The 21,616-nt window shown below is 64.2% G+C and carries 30 protein-coding genes, 1 pseudogene and 1 riboswitch; of the genes and pseudogenes, 12 read left to right on the top strand and 19 right to left on the bottom strand.

The genetic code is table 11. The features are described 5' to 3' along the window. Nucleotides 1-2: 2 nt before the first annotated feature. Complete coding sequence (locus RFN30_RS03500) at nucleotides 3-836, bottom strand: hypothetical protein (RefSeq protein ID WP_320260726.1); 834 nt, start codon at nucleotides 834-836, stop codon at nucleotides 3-5. Between the two features lie 111 nt (nucleotides 837-947). Here RFN30_RS03500 and RFN30_RS03495 point away from each other — a divergent pair, with 111 nt between their 5' ends. Further along, nucleotides 948-1,916, top strand: a complete 969-nt coding sequence (locus RFN30_RS03495) for a LysR substrate-binding domain-containing protein (protein ID WP_320260725.1) — start codon at nucleotides 948-950, stop codon at nucleotides 1,914-1,916. A 299-nt stretch (nucleotides 1,917-2,215) separates the two neighbouring features. Here the strand turns inward: RFN30_RS03495 and RFN30_RS03490 are convergent, their stop codons facing one another. Continuing rightward, complete coding sequence (locus RFN30_RS03490; RefSeq protein WP_320260724.1) at nucleotides 2,216-2,398, bottom strand: hypothetical protein; 183 nt, start codon at nucleotides 2,396-2,398, stop codon at nucleotides 2,216-2,218. A 128-nt stretch (nucleotides 2,399-2,526) separates the two neighbouring features. On the opposite strand from RFN30_RS03490, the gene RFN30_RS03485 reads away from it, so the two are divergent. The 6 genes and pseudogenes from RFN30_RS03485 to RFN30_RS03460 all read left to right on the top strand — a co-directional run bounded on the left by RFN30_RS03485 (nucleotide 2,527) and on the right by RFN30_RS03460 (nucleotide 6,728). After that, nucleotides 2,527-2,682 (top strand): hypothetical protein, encoded by a 156-nt coding sequence (locus RFN30_RS03485; protein ID WP_320260723.1) that lies wholly within the window; start codon nucleotides 2,527-2,529, stop codon nucleotides 2,680-2,682. Between the two features lie 177 nt (nucleotides 2,683-2,859). After that, nucleotides 2,860-4,822 (top strand): annotated as a pseudogene (locus RFN30_RS03480) (ATP-dependent helicase); the annotation flags it as partial. A gap of 255 nt (nucleotides 4,823-5,077) precedes the next feature. Next, complete coding sequence (locus tag RFN30_RS03475; protein ID WP_320260721.1) at nucleotides 5,078-5,389, top strand: hypothetical protein; 312 nt, start codon at nucleotides 5,078-5,080, stop codon at nucleotides 5,387-5,389. Between the two features lie 39 nt (nucleotides 5,390-5,428). After that, nucleotides 5,429-5,614, top strand: a complete 186-nt coding sequence (locus RFN30_RS03470) for a hypothetical protein (RefSeq protein WP_320260720.1) — start codon at nucleotides 5,429-5,431, stop codon at nucleotides 5,612-5,614. Nucleotides 5,615-5,752: 138 nt separating this feature from the next. Further along, a complete protein-coding gene (locus tag RFN30_RS03465) occupies nucleotides 5,753-6,055 on the top strand; it encodes a DUF982 domain-containing protein (RefSeq protein WP_320260719.1) in 303 nt (100 codons plus the stop codon). A 349-nt stretch (nucleotides 6,056-6,404) separates the two neighbouring features. Beyond that, nucleotides 6,405-6,728 (top strand): hypothetical protein, encoded by a 324-nt coding sequence (locus RFN30_RS03460; protein WP_320260718.1) that lies wholly within the window; start codon nucleotides 6,405-6,407, stop codon nucleotides 6,726-6,728. A gap of 31 nt (nucleotides 6,729-6,759) precedes the next feature. On the opposite strand, the gene RFN30_RS03455 is transcribed toward RFN30_RS03460, so the two are convergent. The 3 genes from RFN30_RS03455 to RFN30_RS03445 form a co-directional block, all read right to left on the bottom strand. Continuing rightward, nucleotides 6,760-7,545 (bottom strand): GGDEF domain-containing protein, encoded by a 786-nt coding sequence (locus RFN30_RS03455; RefSeq protein ID WP_320260717.1) that lies wholly within the window; start codon nucleotides 7,543-7,545, stop codon nucleotides 6,760-6,762. 268 nt (nucleotides 7,546-7,813) lie between these two features. Beyond that, nucleotides 7,814-8,302, bottom strand: a complete 489-nt coding sequence (locus tag RFN30_RS03450) for a PE family protein (RefSeq protein WP_320260716.1) — start codon at nucleotides 8,300-8,302, stop codon at nucleotides 7,814-7,816. A 287-nt stretch (nucleotides 8,303-8,589) separates the two neighbouring features. Beyond that, a complete protein-coding gene (locus RFN30_RS03445; RefSeq protein ID WP_320260715.1) occupies nucleotides 8,590-9,099 on the bottom strand; it encodes a DinB family protein in 510 nt (169 codons plus the stop codon). A gap of 54 nt (nucleotides 9,100-9,153) precedes the next feature. Here RFN30_RS03445 and RFN30_RS03440 point away from each other — a divergent pair, with 54 nt between their 5' ends. Beyond that, nucleotides 9,154-9,849, top strand: a complete 696-nt coding sequence (locus RFN30_RS03440) for a glutathione S-transferase family protein (protein ID WP_320260714.1) — start codon at nucleotides 9,154-9,156, stop codon at nucleotides 9,847-9,849. Continuing rightward, nucleotides 9,846-10,184, top strand: a complete 339-nt coding sequence (locus RFN30_RS03435; RefSeq protein ID WP_320260713.1) for a DUF1905 domain-containing protein — start codon at nucleotides 9,846-9,848, stop codon at nucleotides 10,182-10,184. Before RFN30_RS03440 ends, RFN30_RS03435 begins: the two co-directional genes overlap by 4 nt. Here the strand turns inward: RFN30_RS03435 and RFN30_RS03430 are convergent. After that, nucleotides 10,181-10,420, bottom strand: a complete 240-nt coding sequence (locus RFN30_RS03430) for a hypothetical protein (protein ID WP_320260712.1) — start codon at nucleotides 10,418-10,420, stop codon at nucleotides 10,181-10,183. The genes RFN30_RS03435 and RFN30_RS03430 overlap by 4 nt on opposite strands. A 170-nt stretch (nucleotides 10,421-10,590) precedes the next feature. Between RFN30_RS03430 and ndk the strand changes: the two genes are divergently transcribed. Together ndk and RFN30_RS03420 are read left to right on the top strand one after the other, a co-directional pair. Further along, nucleotides 10,591-11,013, top strand: coding sequence for a nucleoside-diphosphate kinase (gene ndk / locus RFN30_RS03425; RefSeq protein WP_320260711.1), 423 nt, complete (start codon nucleotides 10,591-10,593; stop codon nucleotides 11,011-11,013). A 169-nt stretch (nucleotides 11,014-11,182) separates the two neighbouring features. Then, a complete protein-coding gene (locus RFN30_RS03420) occupies nucleotides 11,183-11,389 on the top strand; it encodes a hypothetical protein (RefSeq protein ID WP_320260710.1) in 207 nt (68 codons plus the stop codon). A gap of 11 nt (nucleotides 11,390-11,400) precedes the next feature. Here the strand turns inward: RFN30_RS03420 and RFN30_RS03415 are convergent, their stop codons facing one another. The 10 genes from RFN30_RS03415 to RFN30_RS03370 form a co-directional block, all read right to left on the bottom strand. Then, nucleotides 11,401-11,739: a DUF190 domain-containing protein gene (locus RFN30_RS03415; protein WP_320260709.1), complete on the bottom strand. Its 339-nt coding sequence runs from the start codon at nucleotides 11,737-11,739 to the stop codon at nucleotides 11,401-11,403. Between the two features lie 14 nt (nucleotides 11,740-11,753). Beyond that, nucleotides 11,754-12,182: a fluoride efflux transporter CrcB gene (gene crcB, locus RFN30_RS03410; RefSeq protein ID WP_320260708.1), complete on the bottom strand. Its 429-nt coding sequence runs from the start codon at nucleotides 12,180-12,182 to the stop codon at nucleotides 11,754-11,756. Nucleotides 12,183-12,187: 5 nt separating this feature from the next. Beyond that, on the bottom strand, nucleotides 12,188-12,580 hold the full coding sequence (gene crcB / locus RFN30_RS03405) for a fluoride efflux transporter CrcB (protein WP_320260707.1): 393 nt from the start codon (nucleotides 12,578-12,580) through the stop codon (nucleotides 12,188-12,190). Between the two features lie 96 nt (nucleotides 12,581-12,676). After that, nucleotides 12,677-12,751: riboswitch (Fluoride riboswitch) on the bottom strand. A gap of 253 nt (nucleotides 12,752-13,004) precedes the next feature. Beyond that, nucleotides 13,005-13,274, bottom strand: a complete 270-nt coding sequence (locus RFN30_RS03400) for a hypothetical protein (RefSeq protein ID WP_320260706.1) — start codon at nucleotides 13,272-13,274, stop codon at nucleotides 13,005-13,007. A 195-nt stretch (nucleotides 13,275-13,469) separates the two neighbouring features. Beyond that, nucleotides 13,470-14,237 (bottom strand): YbaY family lipoprotein, encoded by a 768-nt coding sequence (locus tag RFN30_RS03395; protein ID WP_320260705.1) that lies wholly within the window; start codon nucleotides 14,235-14,237, stop codon nucleotides 13,470-13,472. 78 nt (nucleotides 14,238-14,315) lie between these two features. Next, nucleotides 14,316-14,795 carry a molybdenum cofactor biosynthesis protein MoaE gene (locus tag RFN30_RS03390; RefSeq protein ID WP_320260704.1) on the bottom strand — a complete coding sequence of 160 codons (480 nt, stop codon included), beginning with the start codon at nucleotides 14,793-14,795 and terminating at the stop codon, nucleotides 14,316-14,318. A gap of 2 nt (nucleotides 14,796-14,797) precedes the next feature. Then, nucleotides 14,798-15,055 (bottom strand): molybdopterin converting factor subunit 1, encoded by a 258-nt coding sequence (gene moaD, locus RFN30_RS03385; RefSeq protein WP_126101087.1) that lies wholly within the window; start codon nucleotides 15,053-15,055, stop codon nucleotides 14,798-14,800. Nucleotide 15,056: 1 nt separating this feature from the next. Further along, the gene (pgsA, locus tag RFN30_RS03380) at nucleotides 15,057-15,653 is read right to left on the bottom strand and encodes a CDP-diacylglycerol--glycerol-3-phosphate 3-phosphatidyltransferase (RefSeq protein ID WP_059186210.1); all 597 of its coding nucleotides are present in this window, start codon (nucleotides 15,651-15,653) and stop codon (nucleotides 15,057-15,059) included. A 104-nt stretch (nucleotides 15,654-15,757) separates the two neighbouring features. After that, on the bottom strand, nucleotides 15,758-17,854 hold the full coding sequence (uvrC, locus tag RFN30_RS03375) for an excinuclease ABC subunit UvrC (protein WP_320260703.1): 2,097 nt from the start codon (nucleotides 17,852-17,854) through the stop codon (nucleotides 15,758-15,760). Further along, the gene (locus tag RFN30_RS03370) at nucleotides 17,851-18,615 is read right to left on the bottom strand and encodes an SDR family oxidoreductase (RefSeq protein WP_320260702.1); all 765 of its coding nucleotides are present in this window, start codon (nucleotides 18,613-18,615) and stop codon (nucleotides 17,851-17,853) included. Before RFN30_RS03370 ends, uvrC begins: the two co-directional genes overlap by 4 nt. A gap of 412 nt (nucleotides 18,616-19,027) precedes the next feature. Here RFN30_RS03370 and RFN30_RS03365 point away from each other — a divergent pair, with 412 nt between their 5' ends. Next, nucleotides 19,028-19,684 carry an outer membrane protein gene (locus RFN30_RS03365; RefSeq protein ID WP_320260701.1) on the top strand — a complete coding sequence of 219 codons (657 nt, stop codon included), beginning with the start codon at nucleotides 19,028-19,030 and terminating at the stop codon, nucleotides 19,682-19,684. 205 nt (nucleotides 19,685-19,889) lie between these two features. Here RFN30_RS03365 and RFN30_RS03360 read toward each other — a convergent pair whose 3' ends face one another. The 3 genes from RFN30_RS03360 to RFN30_RS03350 all read right to left on the bottom strand — a co-directional run bounded on the left by RFN30_RS03360 (nucleotide 19,890) and on the right by RFN30_RS03350 (nucleotide 21,588). Then, on the bottom strand, nucleotides 19,890-20,318 hold the full coding sequence (locus tag RFN30_RS03360) for a GFA family protein (RefSeq protein WP_320260700.1): 429 nt from the start codon (nucleotides 20,316-20,318) through the stop codon (nucleotides 19,890-19,892). Between the two features lie 69 nt (nucleotides 20,319-20,387). Then, complete coding sequence (locus RFN30_RS03355; protein WP_320260699.1) at nucleotides 20,388-20,768, bottom strand: TfoX/Sxy family protein; 381 nt, start codon at nucleotides 20,766-20,768, stop codon at nucleotides 20,388-20,390. 223 nt (nucleotides 20,769-20,991) lie between these two features. Further along, on the bottom strand, nucleotides 20,992-21,588 hold the full coding sequence (locus tag RFN30_RS03350) for a glutathione S-transferase (RefSeq protein ID WP_320260698.1): 597 nt from the start codon (nucleotides 21,586-21,588) through the stop codon (nucleotides 20,992-20,994). Nucleotides 21,589-21,616: the final 28 nt, after the last annotated feature.

Raw genomic sequence — 21,616 nt, 5'->3', positions numbered from 1 at the left:
CACTACCACGATTCCCTTGCTCCGCCGGAGACCGGCTCGGCAGCCGGCTTCGGCACGGGATGCTCCTCGGCATGGCGGCGATAGGCGGGCAGCTGGTTCGTCCAGACGTCGTCGGCCAGCTCGTTCACCCAGGTGCGGTCCTGGTCGTTGTCGGCGGCGAGGTAGAACATGCGGTTGTCGTCGACATAAGGCTTCGTCACCGAACGCTGATTGAGCACCAGGGTGACGCGCGAACCGAGCTGGATGGGCGCGGTGCGATGGAGCACGCCGAGGAACTGGCCGAGCGTGGCGTAGTTCATCTTGTGATCGATGCGCATGACCTTGTTGCGCGGCAGGTCGCGGCCGGATTCGAGGATGGCGCGGCCAGTCTCGGAATCGTCGCAAAAGATTTCAAGATGGCCGCCGATCAGAGGGTCGCTGATCGAGAGCGGAATGAGCTCGGTCACCGGAACGCCATCGCAGTGCCATTCGACGGCGCCGTCCTTGGGGTTCATGAAGGTGACGGTCGAGCCGACGATCGACAGCGGATAGGGTTCGAGCTTGGTGCCCATCATGTCGGACAGCCGTTCCAGGCGCAGCTTGTCGTTGAGCAGCTCCTTGATCTCCGGAATGTAGCGGTCGGCGCCGGTGATGAAGGTGAGGTCGAGATGCTTGTGCACCGCATGGCTGGCCTTGAGCTTGAGCGCCGCCTCCTCGATCGCGGCAAGCAGTTGCGGGTCGTAGCCGTGAAGATACTGGGCGACGCCGAAGCTCGACACTTTCCACGCCGTATCATGGCCGATGATGGCTTCACGGCTCATCGCATAGCGCAGTTCGGGGATTGTATGGGCGTTCATTCTACTTCTCCAAGCTGGGGGCAACACTTGGTAAACAGTCGATTAAGCCGCCCGCCCCTGTAAATTTAGGAATGCTGGTGCTACTTTAAGCCCAGCTAAAGGTCGAACCCCGTGCGTCTGCTCAGTCAGGTCAACTTAAACTCGCTGAAAATCGTGGAGAGCGCCGCCAGGCACCGCAACTTCACGCGCGCCGGCGAGGAGCAGTTCATCACCGCCTCCGCCGTCAGCCAGCGGGTGAAGAGCCTGGAAGACCAGCTGCGCTTCAAGATCTTCCAGCGCGGCGGCAACGCGGTGTCGCTGACGCCGGAGGGCGAGACCTATGTGGCGCGCGTGCGCGAGGCGCTGGAGCGGATCGTGGCGGCAAGCATGGAGGCAACCGGTCAGTCCCAGTTGCATGTGTTGAAGATTTGCGTGCTGCCGACCTTCGCGGCGCGCTGGCTATTTCCGCGCCTCTCCACTTTCCAGCGGCAGTATCCGGACATCGAGATGCGGGTGTCGACCTCCTATGCCACGCATGAATTTGCGGCCTCCGAATATGATCTGGAGATCCGCTATGGCGACGGCAATTTCCCCGGCCTCAATTCCGAGCTGCTGTTCAAGGAGGACCTGACGCCGGTGTGCAGCCGCAAGCTGTTCCATGAGGTGCTGGGCGACAAGCCGCTGTCCAAGGTAACGCCCGAGGACCTCAGGCATTTCACCCTGCTCCACTCCGATACTTGTACACAGAACTGGCAGTCGTGGCTGGGCTTTGCCGGGGCGAGCTTCGTGCTGGGCGAAACCAAGAGCATCTATTTCGATTCCTGCATGATGTCCTACGAGGCGGCCAATGCCGGCATGGGCTTTGCGGTCGCCAACCGTGCCTATATGGCGAGCGACATCCGCGCCGAGCGGCTGGTGGCGCCCTTCGCGGTGCATCATCCCAATACCGCCGGTTGGTATTTCGTCAGCCCCGTCAATGCGCTCGGCGCCCGCAAGGTGGAGCTGTTCAAGCAGTGGATCATGGCCGAAGCGGCGCTGACGCAGCGCCAGCTGGATCTGGAAATCGCCGGCATGCCGCTGGCCCGCGCGGCAATGGCGTAAGGCAAGCCTCCCGAACAAACGACCCCTTTCAGAGATTTCTCCATCCCTGAAAAGATCGCGCCTCGAAAGACCGCGCAACGATTTGCGCCGCCATCGGTAGGCGGCTAACGCGATCACGCAATGACGCGGCGCAGAGACTCAGCTATCTTCATCTATGCGGCGGGCCTGATTTCCCGCTTGGCCGGCGCTTTCCAGCTTCCTCCCAAGCAGCGCCGGCCTTCTTCTGTGGCGGCAGCATCATTTCCCGATCACCGCTCGCCTGTTTCCGGCCGAGTTTTCCTGCACGCTTCGGCGCGCCATCACTGCGCCGGCGGCGTGCCCTGCTGGTCGCCGCCGGTGGTCGATTTCGGCACCGGATTCTTGTCGACCTGTGGGTTCTGATTGATGGTGTCGCTCGGCGCCTTGGTGGGCTGTACGCTGTTGTCGCAGGCGGCAAGCGCGAGCCCTGCCGCGAGAGCCAGCAGCACAGGAAGCTTCATCATGACGACCTCCTCTCGGTTGCCCCCTTTTTCTTTGGGCAAACGGGGCGGCGGCGGTTTGGTTGCGTGGGCGGGCGGGAACCAACCGGCCTGTCTCCGGTTGAGCTTCGATAAGTCGGGAGGAGATGGTCATGATCCGTCTGCTGCTTGTCGGCCTGTTTGCCTACACGGCCTATCGCGTCACGATGAGGATCATCGAGGAGGCATCCGGCGATGCCGCGCCGCCGGACGAACGGCGGACGCTGCGGCGCCAGTCCGCAGCGATGGGTGTGGAGCCGAAGAGGTAAACGCCCTTTCCTCGCCCCCACGGACGTGGGGGAGAGGTGGCTCGGGCAAAGCCCGAGACGGAGCGGGGGAAGGCGCCGGCCTTGAAACGGTACGAGAGAACCCGCCGACGTCGTAGGCCCCTCTCCAGCCGCGAAGCGAAGCATTGCGAACAAAGCGGAAACGATGCTTGATGGGCGATGAACATCGCCGCCCATGATTCGTCCTTCGAAGCTCCCGCCTATCTCGCCCGGCTGAACGACGAGCAGCGGCTGGCGGTGGTGCATGGCGACGGCAAGGTGGCGGCACCTTTGCTGGTGATCGCCGGCGCCGGCTCCGGCAAGACCAACACGCTGGCGCATCGCGTGGCCCACCTCATCGTCAAGGGCGCCGATCCGCGCCGCATCCTGCTGATGACCTTCTCGCGCCGCGCGGCGGCTGAAATGGCCAAGCGCGTCGAGCGCATCGCCGGCGAGGTGCTGGGCCGCGACGCCGCCATCATCGCCGACGCGCTTGCCTGGGCCGGAACCTTCCACGGCATCGGCGCAAGGCTCTTGCGCGACTATGCCGAGCAGATCGGCCTCGATCCCGCCTTCACCATCCACGACCGCGAGGATTCCGCCGACCTGATGAACCTCGCCCGCCACGAGCTCGGTTTTTCCAAGACCGAAAGCCGCTTTCCGACCAAAAGCACCTGCCTGCAGATCTATTCGCGGGCGGTCAACGCGCAGGCACCGCTGGGTGAAGTGCTGGGCTCGGCATTCCCCTGGTGCGCGGCGTGGGCGGACCAGCTGAAGGAGCTGTATGCGGCCTATGTCGAAGCCAAGCAGGCGCAAAACGTGCTCGATTACGACGACCTCCTGCTCTACTGGGCGCAGATGGCGGCCGAGCCGGAGATCGCCGCTCACCTTGGCTCCCGCTTCGATCATGTGCTGGTCGACGAATACCAAGACACCAACCGGCTGCAGGCCTCGATCCTGCTGGCATTGAAGCCGGACGGCGCCGGGCTCACCGTGGTGGGCGACGACGCGCAGTCGATCTATTCCTTCCGCGCAGCGGAAGCGCGCAACATCCTCGATTTCCCAAAACAGTTCACGCAAGGCGCCGAGATCGTCATGCTGGAGCGCAACTACCGCTCGACCGAGACGATCCTGGCCGCCGCCAACAGGGTGATCGGCGAGGCTACGGAACGCTTCACCAAGAACCTGTGGACCGAGCGCAGATCGTCGCACAAGCCGCAGCTGGTGAGCGTGCGCGACGAGGCCGAGCAGGCCAATTATGTCTGCCAGGCGATCCTTGCCGAGCGCGAGGCAGGCACGGCGCTGAAGGCGCAAGCCGTGCTCTTCCGCGCCTCGCATCACAGCGGGCCGCTGGAGGTGGAACTCACGCGCCGCAACATCCCCTTCGTGAAGTTCGGCGGGCTGAAGTTCCTCGACGCCGCCCATGTCAAGGACACGCTGGCGATGCTGCGCTTCGCCGAGAACCCGCGCGACCGCGTCGCAGGCTTCCGCGTTCTGCAATTGATGCCTGGCATTGGGCCTTCGGCCGCCTCGCAGATCGTCGAGGCGATGGCGACGTCGCTGGACGAGACGCTGGGCCTTGCCCGCTTCCGGCCGCCGCAGCGCGCGGCTGAAGCCTGGCCGGTCTTCTTCGACATCTACAGCGGGCTGCGCGCCGGCGCCAAATGGCCGTCCGACCTGGAGCGGGTCAGGCTCTGGTACGAGCCGCATATGGAACGCATCCACGAGGACGCGATCACGCGCCGGGCGGACCTCCTGCAGCTCGAGCAGATCGCGTCGGGCTATCCCTCGCGCGAGCGTTTCCTGACCGAGCTGACGCTCGATCCACCCGACGCCACCAGCGACCAGGCCGGCCCGCCGCATCGCGACGAGGACTACCTCATCCTGTCGACCATCCATTCGGCCAAGGGCCAGGAATGGAAGAACGTCTTCGTGCTCAACACCGTCGACGGCTGCATCCCGGCCGATCTCGGCGTCGGCACCAAGGAAGATATCGAGGAGGAGCGCCGGCTGCTCTATGTGGCGATGACGCGGGCGAAGGACAGCCTGCATCTGGTGGTGCCGCAGCGCTTTTATCCGCACAACCAGCCGGCGCGTGGCGACCGCCACGTCTATGCCTCGCGCACCCGCTTCATCCCGGCCTCGATGCTTTCGGCCTTCGAACAGTCATCCTGGGCAAGTGCTGCGATCAAGGACGACCCGCGCCAAAGGCCGGGCATCAAGGTCGATCTCGGCGCGCGCATGCGCGGCATGTGGAAATAAGCACCTGCCAAAGCATCGCGGGTCGACGCTTCGCAGAAACTGTCCAGGACAACGCGCGATCGGCGCGGCCTGCTTTGGGGAACTTTTCACCCGGCAATGGGTTTCCGTTAGGAAAATCTAATGCGAGGAGGCAGCAATGAAGAATCTCATTCTAGCCGCCATGCTCGGCGTGGCTGCCATGGCACCGACAACGGTTCCGACGCAGGCGACAAGCCTGACCATCACCACCGATGACGGCATGGGCCGATACAATGACGATTACTACTGGCGCCGTCATCACATGCGCGATGACTACTGGCGCTACAGCCGTCGATACGAAATGCGCGACTGGCGCAGCTATCGTCATAATCGCGACTGCATGGTCAGGGTGCACAAGCGCTGGCACCACCATCATTGGGTGGTGAAGAGAGTCTGGAGCTGCGGCCTCCACAGAGGCTGGCGATATTAGGGGCCGTCTCTTCGGCTACTCCATGGGGCCCGGTGAAAAATGCGCTTGATTCCATCGACGATGAGTTGGCGGCAACGGCTTGCCGAGCGGGCCGGCCAACTCTTCGTCAACATCGTCGCGATGTTGTTCGCAGGGGTTGCCATCCTTCTGCTGGTGCTTTCGGCGTATTACCATGTTCCGCAGTCCCCGGCAGAAGTAACAATCATAGCCGGCACCGGCCAGTAACCGGTGCTCGTTTGGCCGCCAGGCGCGAAAAGATCGCCGACCGCGGAACCACACGCCGCAAGGTGCGTTGTGTGGCGTCCTACCCGAGATCGAGGCTGGCAACCCCGCCATCCTCCACCCAATTTCCAAGAGGTCTAAATGCACGACAGGATGTTCTTCACCCCGGTCGCGGTCAGTGTCGGCGCCGGCCACAAGCGCATGATCGTCTCGCTGTCCGCCATGCATGAGTTCCTGACCGAGTTCCCGCCGTCGCGGCGGCGGTTGAGCTACGGCGCCGCGGTGAAGGCCTGCGAGGCCGCGCGGGCCGGAGAAATCTCCGCCGAATCGGCGCGCGACGCGCTGATCACCTTTGCGGTGACCGCAGGCATTCTGTGGCAGTCTGATCAGCCGATCGTCTCGGTGAAGCCGGTCGCGCGCGGCCATAGCGGCTTCGCGGCCTGAGATCAGCCCGAGCCGGTGAGGCCTAACGAAACCCCGCCTGAGATGGTTCTCGGGCGGGTTTTCCATTCAACCCGCCTTCCCGCATGCATACTGCTGCCTCGGCCGGATCCCGCGAAACTTTTCCGGCGCTGCATGAAATACCGCATAGAACGGAGCGCTGCGTGAAACGGCGCACAGAACCGCCCGGCGCGTGAAACATCCCACAGAACATTCGCTGTCCCTATGCAGCTTTGCGACATGCAGCAGGGGGGCGGATGTTTCTCGATCGCGACCAGTTCAAGCCGGCGGCGGAAATGAGGCTCGGTCGAGACAAGTCCTCCATCCGTGTCACGATCACCGACCAGAAGGTGTGCGAGCTCCGCGAGGCCGTCTATGCCTGGATCACAGCCGGCGGCCAGCCGTCAGGATCGGCGCTTGCGGCGCATCGGCGGGCAAGCGCCTGCTCTCCTATCCCGGCTACATCAACCGGAGCCTCGCCGGGTGTAGCGGCGCAACGCCGAAATGGGAAGCGTTGAAGTGGCTGGGCCTGCTTACCGCGCATGGCATGCTGACGGCGGTTGTCCATCAGCCCGAGCCGACATTGACGGCCGCCGGCCTGGTCAGGCCCTATCTCGACGTCGAGCGCCGGCTGATCCGCCAGCACAGGCCGCTGCTCAACCGCAGCCACCGGTGAGAGCGCTCCTGCCTCTGCCGCCCGGAGCCGTTCAGTGGAACGTGTTGGCGGCTTCGCCGGATAGCGCGCTGCGCGGGCTTTCGAAGCTCACCTGGTCGCGTCCGTTCGACTTGGCCCGGTAGAGGTGCCTGTCGGCAACCTGGAACATGTCGTGATAGGTGGTGGGTCCGCTGAAAGCGATGCCGCCGATGCTAACCGAGAGCGGACATGACTGGCCGCCGGGCGCGAAGTCGGCCTCGCGGATGCGCCGCCTGATCGATTCCGCGACCAGGAAGGAGCGCGTCGCGTCGGCGCCCGGAAGGAAGACCGCGAATTCCTCGCCGCCGATGCGTCCGACGATGTCGGCGCCGTGCAACTGACCCTGGATCGTCCTGGCGATCAGCTTCAGCGCCTGGTCGCCGCAATCATGTCCGAGACGGTCGTTGATCGACTTGAAATGATCGGCATCGACGATCAGCAGCGCGCCGGAATCGGCGACGTCATGGCTGCGCGCCTGCTCGAGATAGGCCTCGACGAGCATCGAGAAGGCGCCACGGTTGAAGACCGCCGTCAGGCTGTCGGTCGCGGCGACGATGCTGAGCTCCTTCTGGGCGATGGCCAGCTGGCGCATCTTCCACATCAGGAAGAACAGGAAGGAACCGCCGAGGACAAGCGGCAGGAACAGGTCGGTGAGCTCGGCCCAGAGCAGCGCCTCGGGCGACAGCGAGGGAAAGTTGAAGGAATCGACGAAGAAGGCGGCAGCAATGAAGAAAGCGGTGCCCGCGCCGGTGACGGCCACGACCCTGCCCCAACTGGTGGGGGACAAATCGATGCGCATGACATTTGCTCCCACTGCAACGGGTCCATTGTGCAGCGCGAGCGCAAACGAAATCCTAATACATTAGCTTCGATGCAAGTTTGGTTAACCTGCAGCCAAGCGCCGGAAGGCGCGGTGCGGTTTCGAAAAGCCGGCCGCCGCAGCGGCGGGGCGCTCCGAACGGCGCGGTCGGAAATCTGCCGGAGCGCTTCCGCTTTGGCGGAATCGCTCCGGCCGTTTGATTCAAGCAGTTCCGGACGGAAAGCCGCCGGGCGCTTTCCCGATTGCCTTAGGGGGCGGTCGTGGCGCCCGAGCCGCCCAAGGCACCGCCACCGCTGAGGCCACCGGTGCCACCGAAGACGCCGGAACCAGTGGTGATGCCCATGGAGCCGCCAACCGAGCCGCTGGTGCGGGCGTTGAAGCCGCCGGAGCCGCCCAAGATGCCAGTGCCGCCGACGCCACCCGTTGCGCCGAACGAGGTGCCTGTGCCGGTTGTCGTACCCGCGATGCCGCCAACCGAGGTGCCCGTGCCGGCGCTGAAGCCGCCGGAGCCGCCCACGCCGACGCCGCCGATATTGCTGCCAAAGCCAGTGCCGAGACCGGTTGAACCGCCGATCGAGACGCCCGTGCCGGTGCTCAATCCACCCGAACTGCCCGCACCGACGCCACCGTTGTCGATGCCAAAACCGATGTCGAGATCAGCGGCACTCACCGGCGCGGCGAGAATGGCAATGCCGCCGACCAATGTGCCGGCGATTTTTTCCACGATACCATTCATGGCGTTCTCCTTCGTTGCCACATCTTTCCGCACCACATCGTCGGAGCACCTGTGTCCGTGCGCATGCTTCGTGCGAGAGGAATGAGGGAATACGAATGGAGTCCGTCAGGGTTCCATCTTTTTTGAGGAAAAATTCGTTGTTCTAAAATGATATACGAGTTTTCCTTGATGTTTGAGTTTCATCAACAATCGTCGACCGGTGGACGATGTGGGGTCGGTCAGGACATGGCAATTGCGACCCGACGGCATTCCGTGGCGATCGATGAGAGAACCCGGAAGGCCACGCCTCAGGCGTAGGCGCGGCCTTCCTCGGAACGCTGGAACAGCATCAGGTCGAGCGGCACGGAGGGTCTGCCGAGCACGGTGAGGCACATATGCGCCTGGCCGCGATGGTGGGTCTGGTGGTTGAAAAGGTGGCTGAGCGCCGGCGCCAGCCGCTGCGAGACGGTGCGCATGTCGGTCGTCATATAGGAAAATCGTCCGGTGAACGCCTTGTCGGTCATGCCGCTCACCCAGTCGACGATCCTCTTGTCCTCGGCCTCGCGTGCCATGCGCAAGCCTGGGAAGGCGCGATGGAGGATCGTCGCAAGGTTTGAGGGCGCATCCCCCTCGCCCGTAAAGCGCTTCATCCAGATGCGGTCGGTGACGAGCAGATGGTTGAGCGTGCCCAGCATCGAGCCGAAGAAAGCGCCGACGTCGCGGCCGAGCTCTTCCTCGTGGAGATCGGCAGCGGCATCGTAGATGCGCGCGTTGGCCCATTGATTGTAGGCCGCAAACATCATGAAATGCTGTCTCATTCTTCCATCCGGCTCAGAGCGAATCCCGGCTCTTGGTAACCCGCAGGAACGTCAATGACCATTCTGTTCTATGATCTCGTCGGCCACGACGCCCAACGCCCGTTCAGCCCGCATTGCTGGAAGACGAAGATGGCGCTGGCCCACAAGGGGCTCGACGCCACCAAGGTGCCGACGCGCTTCCTGGAGGTGCCCAAGGTGGAGGGCGGCGTGTCGAAGACGGTGCCGGTGATCCGCGACGGCGAGCGCGTCGTGGCCGATTCCTTCGCGATCGCGCTCTATCTCGACGAAGCCTATCCCGAACGGCCAACGCTCTTCGGTGGCGAAGGCGGCAAGGCGATGGCGCGTTTCATCGAGCGTTGGTCGCAGCTCACCATCCATCCCTACCTTATGACGGTGCTGCTCACCGATCTCAACGGCATGCAGGATGAGGCGAACCGCGCCTATTTCCGTCGGAGCCGTGAACAGCGGCTCGGCACGCGGCTGGAAGAGGTGGTCGCCGGCCGCGACGCCGGGCTCGCCGGCTTCCGCGCCTCGCTGGAGCCGTTGCGCTCGATGCTCGGCTACCAGCCTTTCATCGGCGGGGCATCGCCGCTGTTTGCCGATTACATCGTCTTCGGCGCGCTGCAATGGGCACGCGTCGCCTCGCCCTATCGACTGCTCGAGGCCAACGACAGCGTGGCCCAGTGGTTCGAGCGCTGCCTCGACCTGCATGGCGGGATCGGGCGCGAGGTTTCTGCGGCGGCGGCGTGACGGAACGACCTTGCGAAGCTGCGAGCGACGGGATCGCCATGCTGCGCTATGAGATACGGGCCGAGATCTGGGTCTATCCCGGCAAGGGAGGCTGGCATTTCGTGACGCTGCCGGCCGAGTTCGCGGCGTGCATCAAGGCGGCGATGGCGGGGCTGGCGCGGCCCTGGGGCTCGCTCGGCGTCACGGCCGTCATCGGCGAGACAAGATGGAGCACGTCGCTCTTCCCCGACAAGGCGTCCGGCAGCCTGCTTCTGCCCGTCAAGGCCTCGGTACGACAGCGTGAACAGCTGAAGGCCGGCGATACGACGGAATTGACCATCGAGGTCGAGCTTTAGCGTCTACTTGACGCATCTTTGCTTGTCGCATCCCTATTCGGCGTACCGTTGTCGACCAGCCTGACGCAGATCGGGTCGCCCTTCTCCATGCGCGCGCACCGCCATTCCGGGCCGAAGCCGAAATTCTGCTGCCCGCGCTGTGGAAAGAACAGCAGAACGAAGACGATCCCGGCAAGAACGACGGCCATGAGCAGGATGCCGGCGACATCGCCGCGTCTGAGGTAAGGCCAGTCCATCGCCTACGGCTCCGCTGCCGCGACGCCCGGACCCTGGCGCGAAGCCGAGCTCGCAGCCGTCTAATTATCCCGCAAAGAGCCGGCCTTGACCAGAAGCCGCCTCCCCTTGGCAAGCCGCCAAGCGGCTTGTATAGAGCCCGCCACTCCATTCCCAGAACAAGGACGACCCAATGGCGATCGAACGCACCTTCTCCATGATCAAGCCGGATGCGACCAAGCGCAATCTGACCGGCGCCATCACCAAGATGCTGGAAGACGCGGGCCTGCGCGTCATCGCGTCGCGCCGCGTGTGGATGAGCCGCCGCGAGGCCGAAGGCTTCTACGCCGTCCACAAGGAGCGTCCGTTCTTCGGCGAGCTGGTTGAGTTCATGTCGTCCGGCCCGACCATCGTGCAGGTGCTGGAGGGCGACAACGCCATCGCCAAGAACCGCGAAGTGATGGGCGCCACCAACCCGGCCAATGCCGACGAGGGCACCATCCGCAAGGTGCATGCGCTGTCGATCGGCGAGAATTCGGTGCACGGCTCGGACGCGCCGGAAACCGCCGCGCAGGAGATCCACTACTGGTTCTCCGACACCGAGATCGTCGGCTGAACCGACGGTTGCGACCAAGCAATGAAGGCGGCCTCGGCCGCCTTTTTTGTCGCAGTGAGGTGGGCGGGCCGGCCAAACGCCCTAGATCGACGTCATCGGCGACAAGTGACAAGGGCGTCGCCGGCTGTGAGCGACCATCGCGCTTCCGCCCGAAATCAGGGAGGGAAGCATGATTAACCCCCATGTTTCCACAAGCGGCGTTGCCTATCCGGACGATCTCGTCCTGTTGAAACGCATCTACGACCAAGTCTGCGAGGAACGGGGCATTGCCCGCGGCAGCCCCGAGGCCTCCGAGCTGGCGATCGAAGCCATGAAGCTGTTTTCCGCCGGCATTTTCGACGAAGACTCAGTAAGCCGTCGTCTTCGCCATCGCTGAGCGATCCAGGTTCAATCCCTGTCGCCGTAGCGTATCACCTCGACCTTCTCCCTGGTGATTAGGCAACTGTTGGTCAGCGCCTTGATCTGAGGGATCAGCGCGTCGATCTTCTCCGGTGCGTCGACGATCTCGACGACGATTGGCAGGTCCTGCGACAGCCGCAGGATCTTGGCGGTGTGGAGCACGCTCGAGCGGCCGAAGCCGAGCGGCCCCCTGAGCACGGTTGCGCCCGCCATGCCTGCCTCACGAGCCTTGATGACGATCGCCTCATGCAGCGGCTTGCCGTCGGCCGCCCTGTCGTCCTCGCCGAAGAAGATCCTGAGCAGCGCGCATTGGCTGGGAAGTTCCATGTTCTCCTCCCTGGTCATTTGGTAGTCGGCAAGCGGTTGAACCTGGCCGCCATGAGATAGCCAAGCCAGGCCGAAGCAAGCGACAGCACCACGACACTGGCAAGATAGGTCGCGGCGAGGCCGAGGTCGCCCTCGAAAAGCAGGATAAAGGTGTCGAGGCTCATGGCCGAGAAGGTGGTGAGGCCGCCGCAGAAGCCGCCGGTGACGAACTGGCGGCCGGTCGGACCGATCATGATACGCCCATCCGGCCGGGTCAGCGTGGCGAAGAACATGATGACCCAGGAGCCGACGATGTTGACGAAAGCCGTTGCAAGAAGGGCGCTCCAGCCCAGCAGCGAGACGATGACGTAGCCGGACAGGAAGCGCGCCAGCGAGCCGATGGCCGCGCCGCAGCCGACCGCCAGATAAAGCCGCAAGGCCGTCTGTCTGTCGTTTCCGACCATGGTGCCTACCCCGCCATCCGCACGACCGCCCAAAAGCCGAGTGCAACCGCGAGCATGCAGAGCGCCGCCGAGGCGGCTACGTTGAAGACGGCGAGCCGCCGCTCGCCGTCGAGCGCCAAGTTCAGCGTCTGCAGGCAGAAGGACGAGACCGTGGTGTAGCCGCCGAACAGGCCGACCACGATCAGGTCACGCACCAGTTCGGCGGAAAAGACGCCGCCGACGGCGCGCGCCGCGCCGGCGAAGGCGCCGATGGCGAGCGCGCCGGAGACGTTGACCACCAGCGTGCCCCAGGGAAAGGTCTCGCCGACGCTGCGGCCGACAAGGCCCGACAGGAAGAAGCGGGAAATACCGCCGAGGAAGCCGCCGGTCAGGACCAGGGCGCAGGCCGCAAGGGTCATCGCTTCATGCCTTCTCCAAGGCGACCCCAAACGGGAATCGCCTACCCAAAAGAGGCATGATGCGAGCAGAAAAACAAATCCCGCCGCGCGAGAGCACGCCTGGCAGGAGTCATCAGCCCGATACTCGGAAGAGCTGGGCGGTTTCGGGGGAACCCCATCCCCATTTTTCGAGGGAAACTAGGTGGTCGCGGCGGCGCGGTCAATCGGTGTCGCTAGGTGAAAGACGGTTACGTCGCATTCCTTCGCGCCCCCCTCTGGCCTGCCGGCCATCTCCCCCACTTGGGGGGAGATTGGCAGCTTCGTCGGCAGCGCAAATCCTGCCACGTTAGCGATTGGCGGAAGCGGCGGCGACTTCCGATCTCCCACCTTGTGGGGGAGATGGCCGGCAGGCCAGAGGGGGGCGCTGTCCCGCCGGCGTCAGAAGTTACTTCGGCTGGCGCTCTTTCACATTCGCATGATTGTTCGCCGCTTCGGTGTCGGTGGCCGGCGTCTTGGTCTCCTCGCCGGTGAACGGACTGCCCTGCCCAGGCGCAAGATCGCCGCTGTGGCCGGCCTTGTTGGTCTGGTAGGGCTGGCTGTCAAGACTGAGGCCATGCAGTGTGGCATTGAACAGGTGATCGTCCGCCTTCGCAATGCCGGCGAAGGCAAGGAGCGACGCACCTGCGGCAGTGAGAATGAGCGCGTGCTTTTTCATATCTGGTCTCCTTTGAGTGGCCAGATCGATCCGCGCATTCGGTCCGGCGGCTTCGGTGCAGGGACATGTCCCTTTTGCCTGCCCGCCATATGACCACGTTAACGTCTCAGCCGTCCGGATTCTTCCCGGCTGGCCGAAAGGTTGCGATCCTTCGCGCCTCGCTGTCCTGCAGACGTATCTTGGTCTGTCGCGGCCTCAACTCGCGGCGCTGAAGCGGAGGATCTCGTGGTTGTCCTTGTCGGCGCGGGTGAGCTTGCCGGCATCGATCCGGTAGGAGGCCGCCTTGGTCAGCGCGTCGAACAGTGCCTTCTCTTCAGCCATCACATCCGGCGCGCAAGCCATGCGGGTCGAGCCGATGTCGCCGATGGCAATCCTGTTTCCTTCCACCGTGGCGGTGGCGAAGTAGGTGTTGCACGGGCCCTTGCCGCCCGCCTTGCCGGCTTCGCTGATGCGGAACGTCGCCTGCGGTTCGGCGATCGGGCCGATGCCGTCGATATATTCGACGAGCCAGCTCTGGCCGTACAAGGCCGCGGCGTCCGGCTCGGTGGCGGGCGCAGCCATTTTCAGCACGAGCGTCTGCGGCTTTCCGTCCAGCGGATCGACCTGGTGGCGGGTGTCGGTGATGAACAGCAGCTGGTCGTCGACGGTGATGCGGGCCTGCAGGGCATAGGTCCTGCCGGGCAGAACCGCCTTGGAATCGAAGGCGATCTCGAATTTGATCGGCACCTGGCCGGCCGGCACGATCTTGCGCTGACCGATGATCGTTGCCGGCGCATCGGCCAGCGAAACGTCGGCGAGCTCGACCGAAAGCACCGCATTGGGCGGCAGCGCGATGCGCTCGCGGTAGGTCACCTCGCCGGCAATCGTCTTTTCGGTGGCGCTGGTCAGCTCCGGCACGACAAGCACGCCGACCACCAGCGGCACCAGGCCGAAGATGAAGAATTCCGCAATCCTGTCCAGCATGAGATTGCTCCGCCAAGCAAATCAAACCGGTTTGCAAGGTCGGGAAGGATTGCGGTCGTTCAATGGCCCAGACCGGATTTATCCACCCGACTTCTTCCAGCGGTGCGCCGCCTCGTCGTCGGCTTCCTTGGCCTCGACCCAGCCGCCTTCGGATCCGTCGGCACGGTGCTCCTTCTTCCAGAAAGGGGCGCGCGACTTCAGGTAATCCATCAGGAAATTCGCCGCTTCGAAGGCCGCTTGGCGGTGCGCCGAAGCTGCCACGACCAGCACGATGTTCTCGCCCGGCGCGATTTTCCCGTGGCGGTGGATGACGCTGAGTCCCTGCAGCGGCCAGCGCTCAACCGCCTCGGCGGCGATGCGGCCGATCTCGGCCTCGGCCATGCCCGGATAATGCTCGAGCTCGAGGGCCGCTAGCGCGCCCTCTTCGTCGCGGCAGAGACCGGAAAAGGTGACCACGGCGCCGATGTCGGCGCGGCCCTTCGTCAGGGCGGCGATCTCGGCGGCAATGTCGAAATCCTCGCGCTGAACGCGGATGGCCGGCACTATCGTGCTTGCCATTCTCAGCCCCCGGTCATCGGCGGAAACAGCGCGATCTCGCGCGCGCCCGCGATTTTCTCGCGGTGGCCGACATGTTCCTGGTTGATGGCGACGCGGATGACGTCTGGATATTGCAGCGCGTTTTCGTATTCCGCGCCGCGCGACTTCAGCCAGCGCAACAGGTCAGCAACGGTCTCGATGCCGGCCGGCAGCTCGACATCCTCTTCCGGCTTGCCGATCCGCTCGCGTACCCAGGCGAAATAGATGAGTTTCGTCGACATCTCACTCGTCCATTATGTGCTTCAGGCCAGCACGGAAATAATCGTAGCCGGTGTAGAGGGTGACGAGCGCCGCGATCCACAGCAGCACCAGGCCGATCTGGGTGGTCAGCGGGAAGATCTTGTCGCCGGCCGGGCCGACGAGCAGGAAGGCGATGGCAACCATCTGGATAGTCGTCTTCCATTTCGCGAGCTGCGTCACCGGCACCGACACTTTCAGCGCCGCCAGATATTCGCGCAGGCCCGAAACCAGGATCTCGCGGCACAGGATGATGATCGCCGCCCAGAGCGACCAGCCGGCGATGCCGGCATGCCGGTCGGTGTCGGCGGCGAGCAATAGCAGGCAGGTGGCGACCAGGAGCTTGTCGGCGATCGGGTCCAGCATCTTGCCGATGTTGGAGGTCTGCTGCCAGGCGCGCGCAAAATAGCCGTCGAAATAGTCGGTGATGGAGGCGAGCAGGAAGATGACCAGCGCCGACCAGCGGGCGAAGTCGGAGGACTTCAGATGGCCTTCGAGAAAAAAGCACAGCACCACCAGCGGCACCGCGATGATGCGGGCGTAGGTGAGGATGTTCGGCAGGTTGAAAGCGCGCTGGGCCATATCTGATCGGGATCTCTCTCCTCCTGCCTACTCAAATCAGAAGCCGATGTAGGGGGTCAACAGGCGAGATTCGATTGGTCAGCCCAAAATAGGCGCAAGAATGGTCAGCTGTCATGAAAATGGTTGTAAACCAGCTTCGCCACGTGCTCGGAAATGCCGTCGACCTTGACAAGGTCCTCGACCGCGGCGCGGCTGACAGCCTTGGCGGTGCCGAAAGCAAGCAGCAGCGCCCGCTTGCGGCCGGGGCCGATGCCGGCGATCTCGTCGAGCGGGCTTTTCACCATCTCCTTCTTGCGGCGGGCGCGGTGCGAGCCGATGGCGAAGCGGTGCACCTCGTCGCGCAGGCGCTGCACGAAATAGAGCACCGGATCGCGCACCGGCAGCATGAAAGAGTCCCTGCCCTTGACGAAGAAGCGCTCGCGTCCGGCGTCGCGGTCCGGCCCCTTGGCGATACCGATGGCCACGACGCGGTCCTCGATCCTGAGATCGGACAGGATCTTGCGCACCGCCGTCATCTGGCTCTGGCCGCCGTCGATCAGGATGACGTCGGGCCAGGCCGGGAAGCTGCCGTTCCCGCCGACAAGATCCTCGGCCGCGTCATCCTCAGCTTCGGCGCCCGCTCCGCCGGAAGGCTGGACGTCGCCATGCTCCCTGAGCAGTCGCGAGAAACGCCGCTCCATCACCTCGCGCATCATGCCGAAATCGTCACCGGGGGTGATCTCGGTCGAGCGGATGTTGAATTTCCGGTACTGGTTCTTCACGAAACCTTCCGGCCCGGCGACGACCATGGCTCCGACCGCGTTTGTGCCCATGATGTGCGAGTTGTCGTAGACTTCGATGCGCACCGGCGGCTTTTGCAGGCCGAAGGTCTCGGCAAAGCCGGTGAGCAGCCGCGCCTGCGTCGAGGTTTCGGCCAGCCTGCGGCCGAGCGCCTCGCGCGCGTTCTGCAGCGCATGGTCGATCAGATCCTTCTTCTCACCGCGCTGCGGCACCGAGATCGCTACCCTGCGCCCGGCGCGGGTGGAGAGCGCTTCGGCGAGCAGTTCCTGCTCCTGCACCGGCTGCGAGAGAAGCAGCGTGCGCGCCGGCAGCTTGTCGTCGTAGAACTGCGCCAGGAACGAGCCCAGCACCTCGGCCGGCTCCAGCGCCGGATCGGCCTTGGGGAAATAGGCGCGGTTGCCCCAGTTCTGGCCAGTGCGGAAGAAGAACACCTGGATGCAGGTCTGGCCGCCTTCCTGGTGGATGGCGAAGACGTCCGCCTCCTCGACCGTCTGCGGGTTGATGCCCTGATGCGCCTGCACATGCGAGAGCGCCGCAAGGCGGTCGCGATAAATCGCGGCGCGCTCGAAATCGAGCTCTTGCGAGGCCTGCTGCATGGCGGCCGAGATCTCGGTCTTCACCTTCTGGCTGCGGCCGGAGAGAAAGTCCTTCGCCTCGGCAACCAGCTCGGCATAGCCCTGGTGCGAGATCTCGCCGGTGCAGGGGCCGGCGCAGCGCTTGATCTGGTAGAGCAGGCAGGGCCGTGTGCGGTTCTCGTAGAAGGAATCCGTGCAGCTTCGAAGCAGGAAGGCGCGTTGCAGCGAATTGATGGTGCGCCCGACGGCGCCGGCCGACGCGAACGGCCCGAAATAGTCGCCCTTGCGCGAGCGCGCGCCGCGATGCTTGTAGATGCCGGGCGAGACGTGGTCGCCAGTGAGCAGGATGTAGGGGAACGACTTGTCGTCCCGCATCAGCACGTTGAAGCGTGGTCTCAGCCGCTTGATGAGGTTGGCCTCGAGCAGCAGCGCCTCGATCTCGGTGCGGGTGACGACGAACTCCATCGTCGCCGTCTCGCGCACCATGCGGCCGATGCGGGCGGTATGGAAACGCCCCTGCGCATAGTTGGTGACGCGCTTCTTCAGGCTGCGCGCCTTGCCGACATAGAGCACGTCGCCGGCGGCGTTCATCATGCGGTAGACGCCGGGCTGATTGGGCAGCCGCTTGACGAAGGTCTGGATCACCTCGGCGCCGACCATGCCGTCTGCGTCGCCGGCATGCGGCGTCCAGTCGATCGCGGTGAAGGCGACATCGGGTCCGGCGGAAACCGCCTCCGGCTCGACGATCTCCTCCGCCGCCTCATCCTCAATGTCGACATCGAGATCGACATCGGGCGGCAGATCGTCGGCGGCGCCGTTTCGCTTATGTTTTTGGGCGGGACTCATTCCACCATGCCTGTCACATCGGGCGTCTGCCATGCAAGATGCTGGCCGCCGTCGAGCGCGATCATCTGGCCGGTGACGGAGCGCGCTTCCCAGAGATAGCGGATGGTGGCGCCGAATTCCGGCAATTGCGGGCCGCGCTTCAGGATCAGCCCTTCGACCTGCTTGCCGAAATCATCGTCGTCCTGGCGCTTGTTCTTCAAGGTCGGGCCGGGACCGATGGCGTTGACGCGAATGCGCGGCCCGAGCGCCTGCGCCAGCATCTGCGTTTGCGTCCACAGCGCCGATTTCGACAGCGCATAGGAGAAATAGCGTGGCGTCGGCCGCCAGACACGCTGATCGATGATGTTGACGATCAGCCCCTCCGCGCCGCCCGGCAAGGCGCGGGCGAAGTTCTGCGCCAAGAGCGCCGGCGTCTTCACATGGATGGCAAAGTGGCGGTCCCAGGCCTGCCAGTCGAAATCCTCGACGCGGTCGTCGACGAACAAAGAGGCGTTGTTGACGAGCAGCGTGACCGGGCCAAGGGCGGCCTCGGAACGGCCGACGAGATCGCCGACGGCGTCCATGTCGGTGAGGTCGGCGACCAGCACGGCGGCACGGCCGCCCTGGTCCCTGATGCGGCGGGCCAGCGCCTCGGCCTCGGCTCCGGAACGATTGGCATGGATGGCGACGGCAAAACCATGCGCGGCAAGGTCCTCGACGATCGCCTTGCCGATCCTTTTCGCTCCCCCCGTCACCAGCGCCACGCCAGCGGCTTCTTTCATGGTGTCAATCCTCAATCGGCTTCACGATTCCGGGAAGCCGGCACAATATGACGGGCCAAGCGTTAAATGCCATTTCCACCTGGGGCAGGAATGTGGCGAAGCGGCCCGTACGCACGCTTGCCGGCCCGAATTCGGGGCTTCTCATAGCGCAATATATGTCGCTGGACCCCTTGAACCAAGCGGTGTGCGGCGCAACATGATTAGCCTGCTGACATTCGCTGTTGCGAAGATGCAACGTCACCTTTCGGCCTCATTCGCGCCGGGGAATGACCCAAGTTCAGGTTCGCTTCAGCCGTATTTCAGCACGACATTTGGAACCGTTGAACGCCAGGCCCGTTTATCCCCCCGGACGGGCCGGGGTATTCATGAACATAAAAAGCCTCGTGTCTTGTGGCTTAAGGAGTAAACAACAATGCAAGCCAATCTCAAGTTTGCGCGGCCGCTGGCGGTTGCGCTCGGGCTCTTCGCCCTCGGCGGTACCGCCTATGCCGCAGACGTGGTTCAGGAAGAGCCGCCGGCCCCCGCCCCGGTCGCCGAACTCCCCGTCGCTTCCTGGGCCGGCCCCTATGCCGGTATCAGCCTCGGCTACGGCTTCAGCGGCCATGCAGATGCCCGCGACGCCGGCGTCAACGTGAAGACCAAGGGCTTCATCGGCGGCGTCTTCGGCGGCTATCAGTGGCAGCAGGACAACTTCGTCTACGGCGCTGAAGCCGACCTCGGCTACAACGGCGTCAAGGGCGACAGCGCCGGCATCAATGCCAAGGGCGGCCTCGAAGGCTCGCTGCGCGCTCGCCTCGGCTATGCCGTGACTCCCGAAATCCTGCTCTATGGCACCGGCGGTCTCGCCGCCAAGAACCAGAAGATCACGGATAGCGTCACCTCGACCGACGAGAGCAAGGCGATGCTCGGCTGGACGGCCGGTGTCGGCACCGACATCAAGATCACGGACAACGTGTTCGGCCGCGTCGAGTACCGCTACACCGACTACGGCGACAAGGATTTTGGCGCTCTTGGCAACGTCAAGTCCAAGGACAACCGCGTCACCTTCGGCGTCGGTATGAAGTTCTAAGTCGTTCAAGCCACGACACGGAAAAAGCCGGGCCTTGCGCCCGGCTTTTTTTGTTGGACTGAGCAACCCTTCCTTTTCTTCGCTCGGCCATCTTCTCCTACGGGGAGAAGGAACGATCAGGGGCCACCCTCTCCACCCGCCCTCAAAATGGCCGCTGCTGCTCTACCGCCACCTCAGGCTGCCCCAGGCACCGTCGCCCCCAACCTCACCGTGTTTTGGCGGGCGAATTGCCTGACGGTTGTTCCTGGAAGCCCTCATGGGCAGGAAGCGACGGCAACTGGTCGAGCCATTTCGCGCGCGAGGGCATGAAGACCTGCGCGTCCGGCAGGTAATCCTCCGGATTCGCCATGGTGGCGGCGTGAACGTGAATCTCGTGAGGCCATCTATCGGAACGGAAATAGAGCCTCGTGCCACAGGACGGGCAGAACCCGCGAAAAGTGTCCGGGCTGCTTTCATAGTGCCTGATGTCACCGGTCCAGCTCAGTTGCTCCGGCCTCATGCCAAGGAAGGCCGTCAACGGAGCGGACGTGGCGCGCCGGCAATCGGCGCAGTAACAGACCAGGTTACGCGTGATATTCCCGGAATATGTCCAGGTGACCGCCCCGCACATGCAATGCCCCGCCAGAAATGCCATCGCTCCCTCCCATTTGCCGAGCCGGTCCGACATCGGCCGATGCGGCACAGGGTAGGCTGCGCGATCTCCTCACGCGCGTTTCTTTGCGACCTTGGCCGGCTTGACCTTCGGCGGCAGTGTTTCGACAAAGGCGAGCGCACGGTCGAGCCAGCCGGCGAGATCGGCTTCGCTCGCAGTGCCCTCCGGCGCGACATGGACATAGCCTTCCATCGCGCGACCGCCCATTTCCATCGGCCGCGCGTGGGGCTGTGCGGCTGCGGCCGCGTGCCCTTCCTTGCCGACACGCACCAGCAAGCCGCGCTTCGAGGTGCCGATCAGCATGTTGCCGTTGATCATGAAGCAGGTGCCGCCGAACATCTTCTGTTCGGTGAAGGCACGCTGGCCTAGCGCGGCGCGCAGGCGCTCGACCATGGGATCGCCGGTGCTGGTTTTGATGACTGACTTGGCCATGCACAGCCCTCCGCGATTTGCCCCTCCCTTCTCCCCTTGTGGGAGAAGGTGGCCGAGCGAAGCTCGGTCGGATGAGGGGTGTTGGACGGATCTCTACCTTGACGACGTAGCGATCAAAACCTTTCCACTTTTAACACGCCTCATTCCCTCCAGCACCCCTCATCCGTCTCGGCGCTATCGCGCCGATCCACCTTCTCCCACAAGGGGAGAAGGAGAGGCGCCTTCACCCCGGCACGCATCCCTTCAGCTCCGGAAACTTCTCGTCGAAGCGCGCAGCCCAGCGGGTAAGCCGGCCGCGGCCCTTCTCCCACTGGCCGCCGAAGCGCAATGCGAGATAGCCGAGGGTGGCGCGCAGCGCCATCTGGCCGGCGGTGATCTTCTTGGGCAGCTTCGGCGGGTTGGCGTTGAGGAAATCGAGCGCTGCGGTGATCTTCGCCCACTGCCGGTCGAGCCAGGGTTGATAGACCATGGCATCCGGGCGCGTGCGCCGCTCATAGACCATCGACAGCGCGCAGTCGCAGATGCCGTCGGCCAGCGCCTCCAGCACTTCGGCCTCGAGCCGCTTGTCGGGATTGCGCGGGAACAGCGCGTTCTTCGACAGCCTGTTGAGATATTGGGTGATCGCCCGGCTGTCATGGACCGTGCGGCCGTCCTCCAGCACCAGCACCGGGATCTTGCCCAGCGGATTCGCCGATATCAGCTCCGCCGGCTTGTCCTCCGTCTTGACCGGCACGAGGTCGATGGCGATGCCGGCATAGGCGGCGGCCATGCGGACCTTCGAGCTGTAAGGAGACGTGGAGGCGTAGAGCAGCTTCGGCATGATCGTTTTCCCAGTTATTTGCGCCCAC

This window comes from Mesorhizobium dulcispinae (assembly GCF_033977345.1).
GTDB classification, from domain to species: Bacteria; Pseudomonadota; Alphaproteobacteria; order Rhizobiales; family Rhizobiaceae; genus Mesorhizobium; species Mesorhizobium dulcispinae.
Note: the sequence above shows the minus strand (reverse complement) of the source record. Positions and strands in the feature narration are given on the sequence as shown.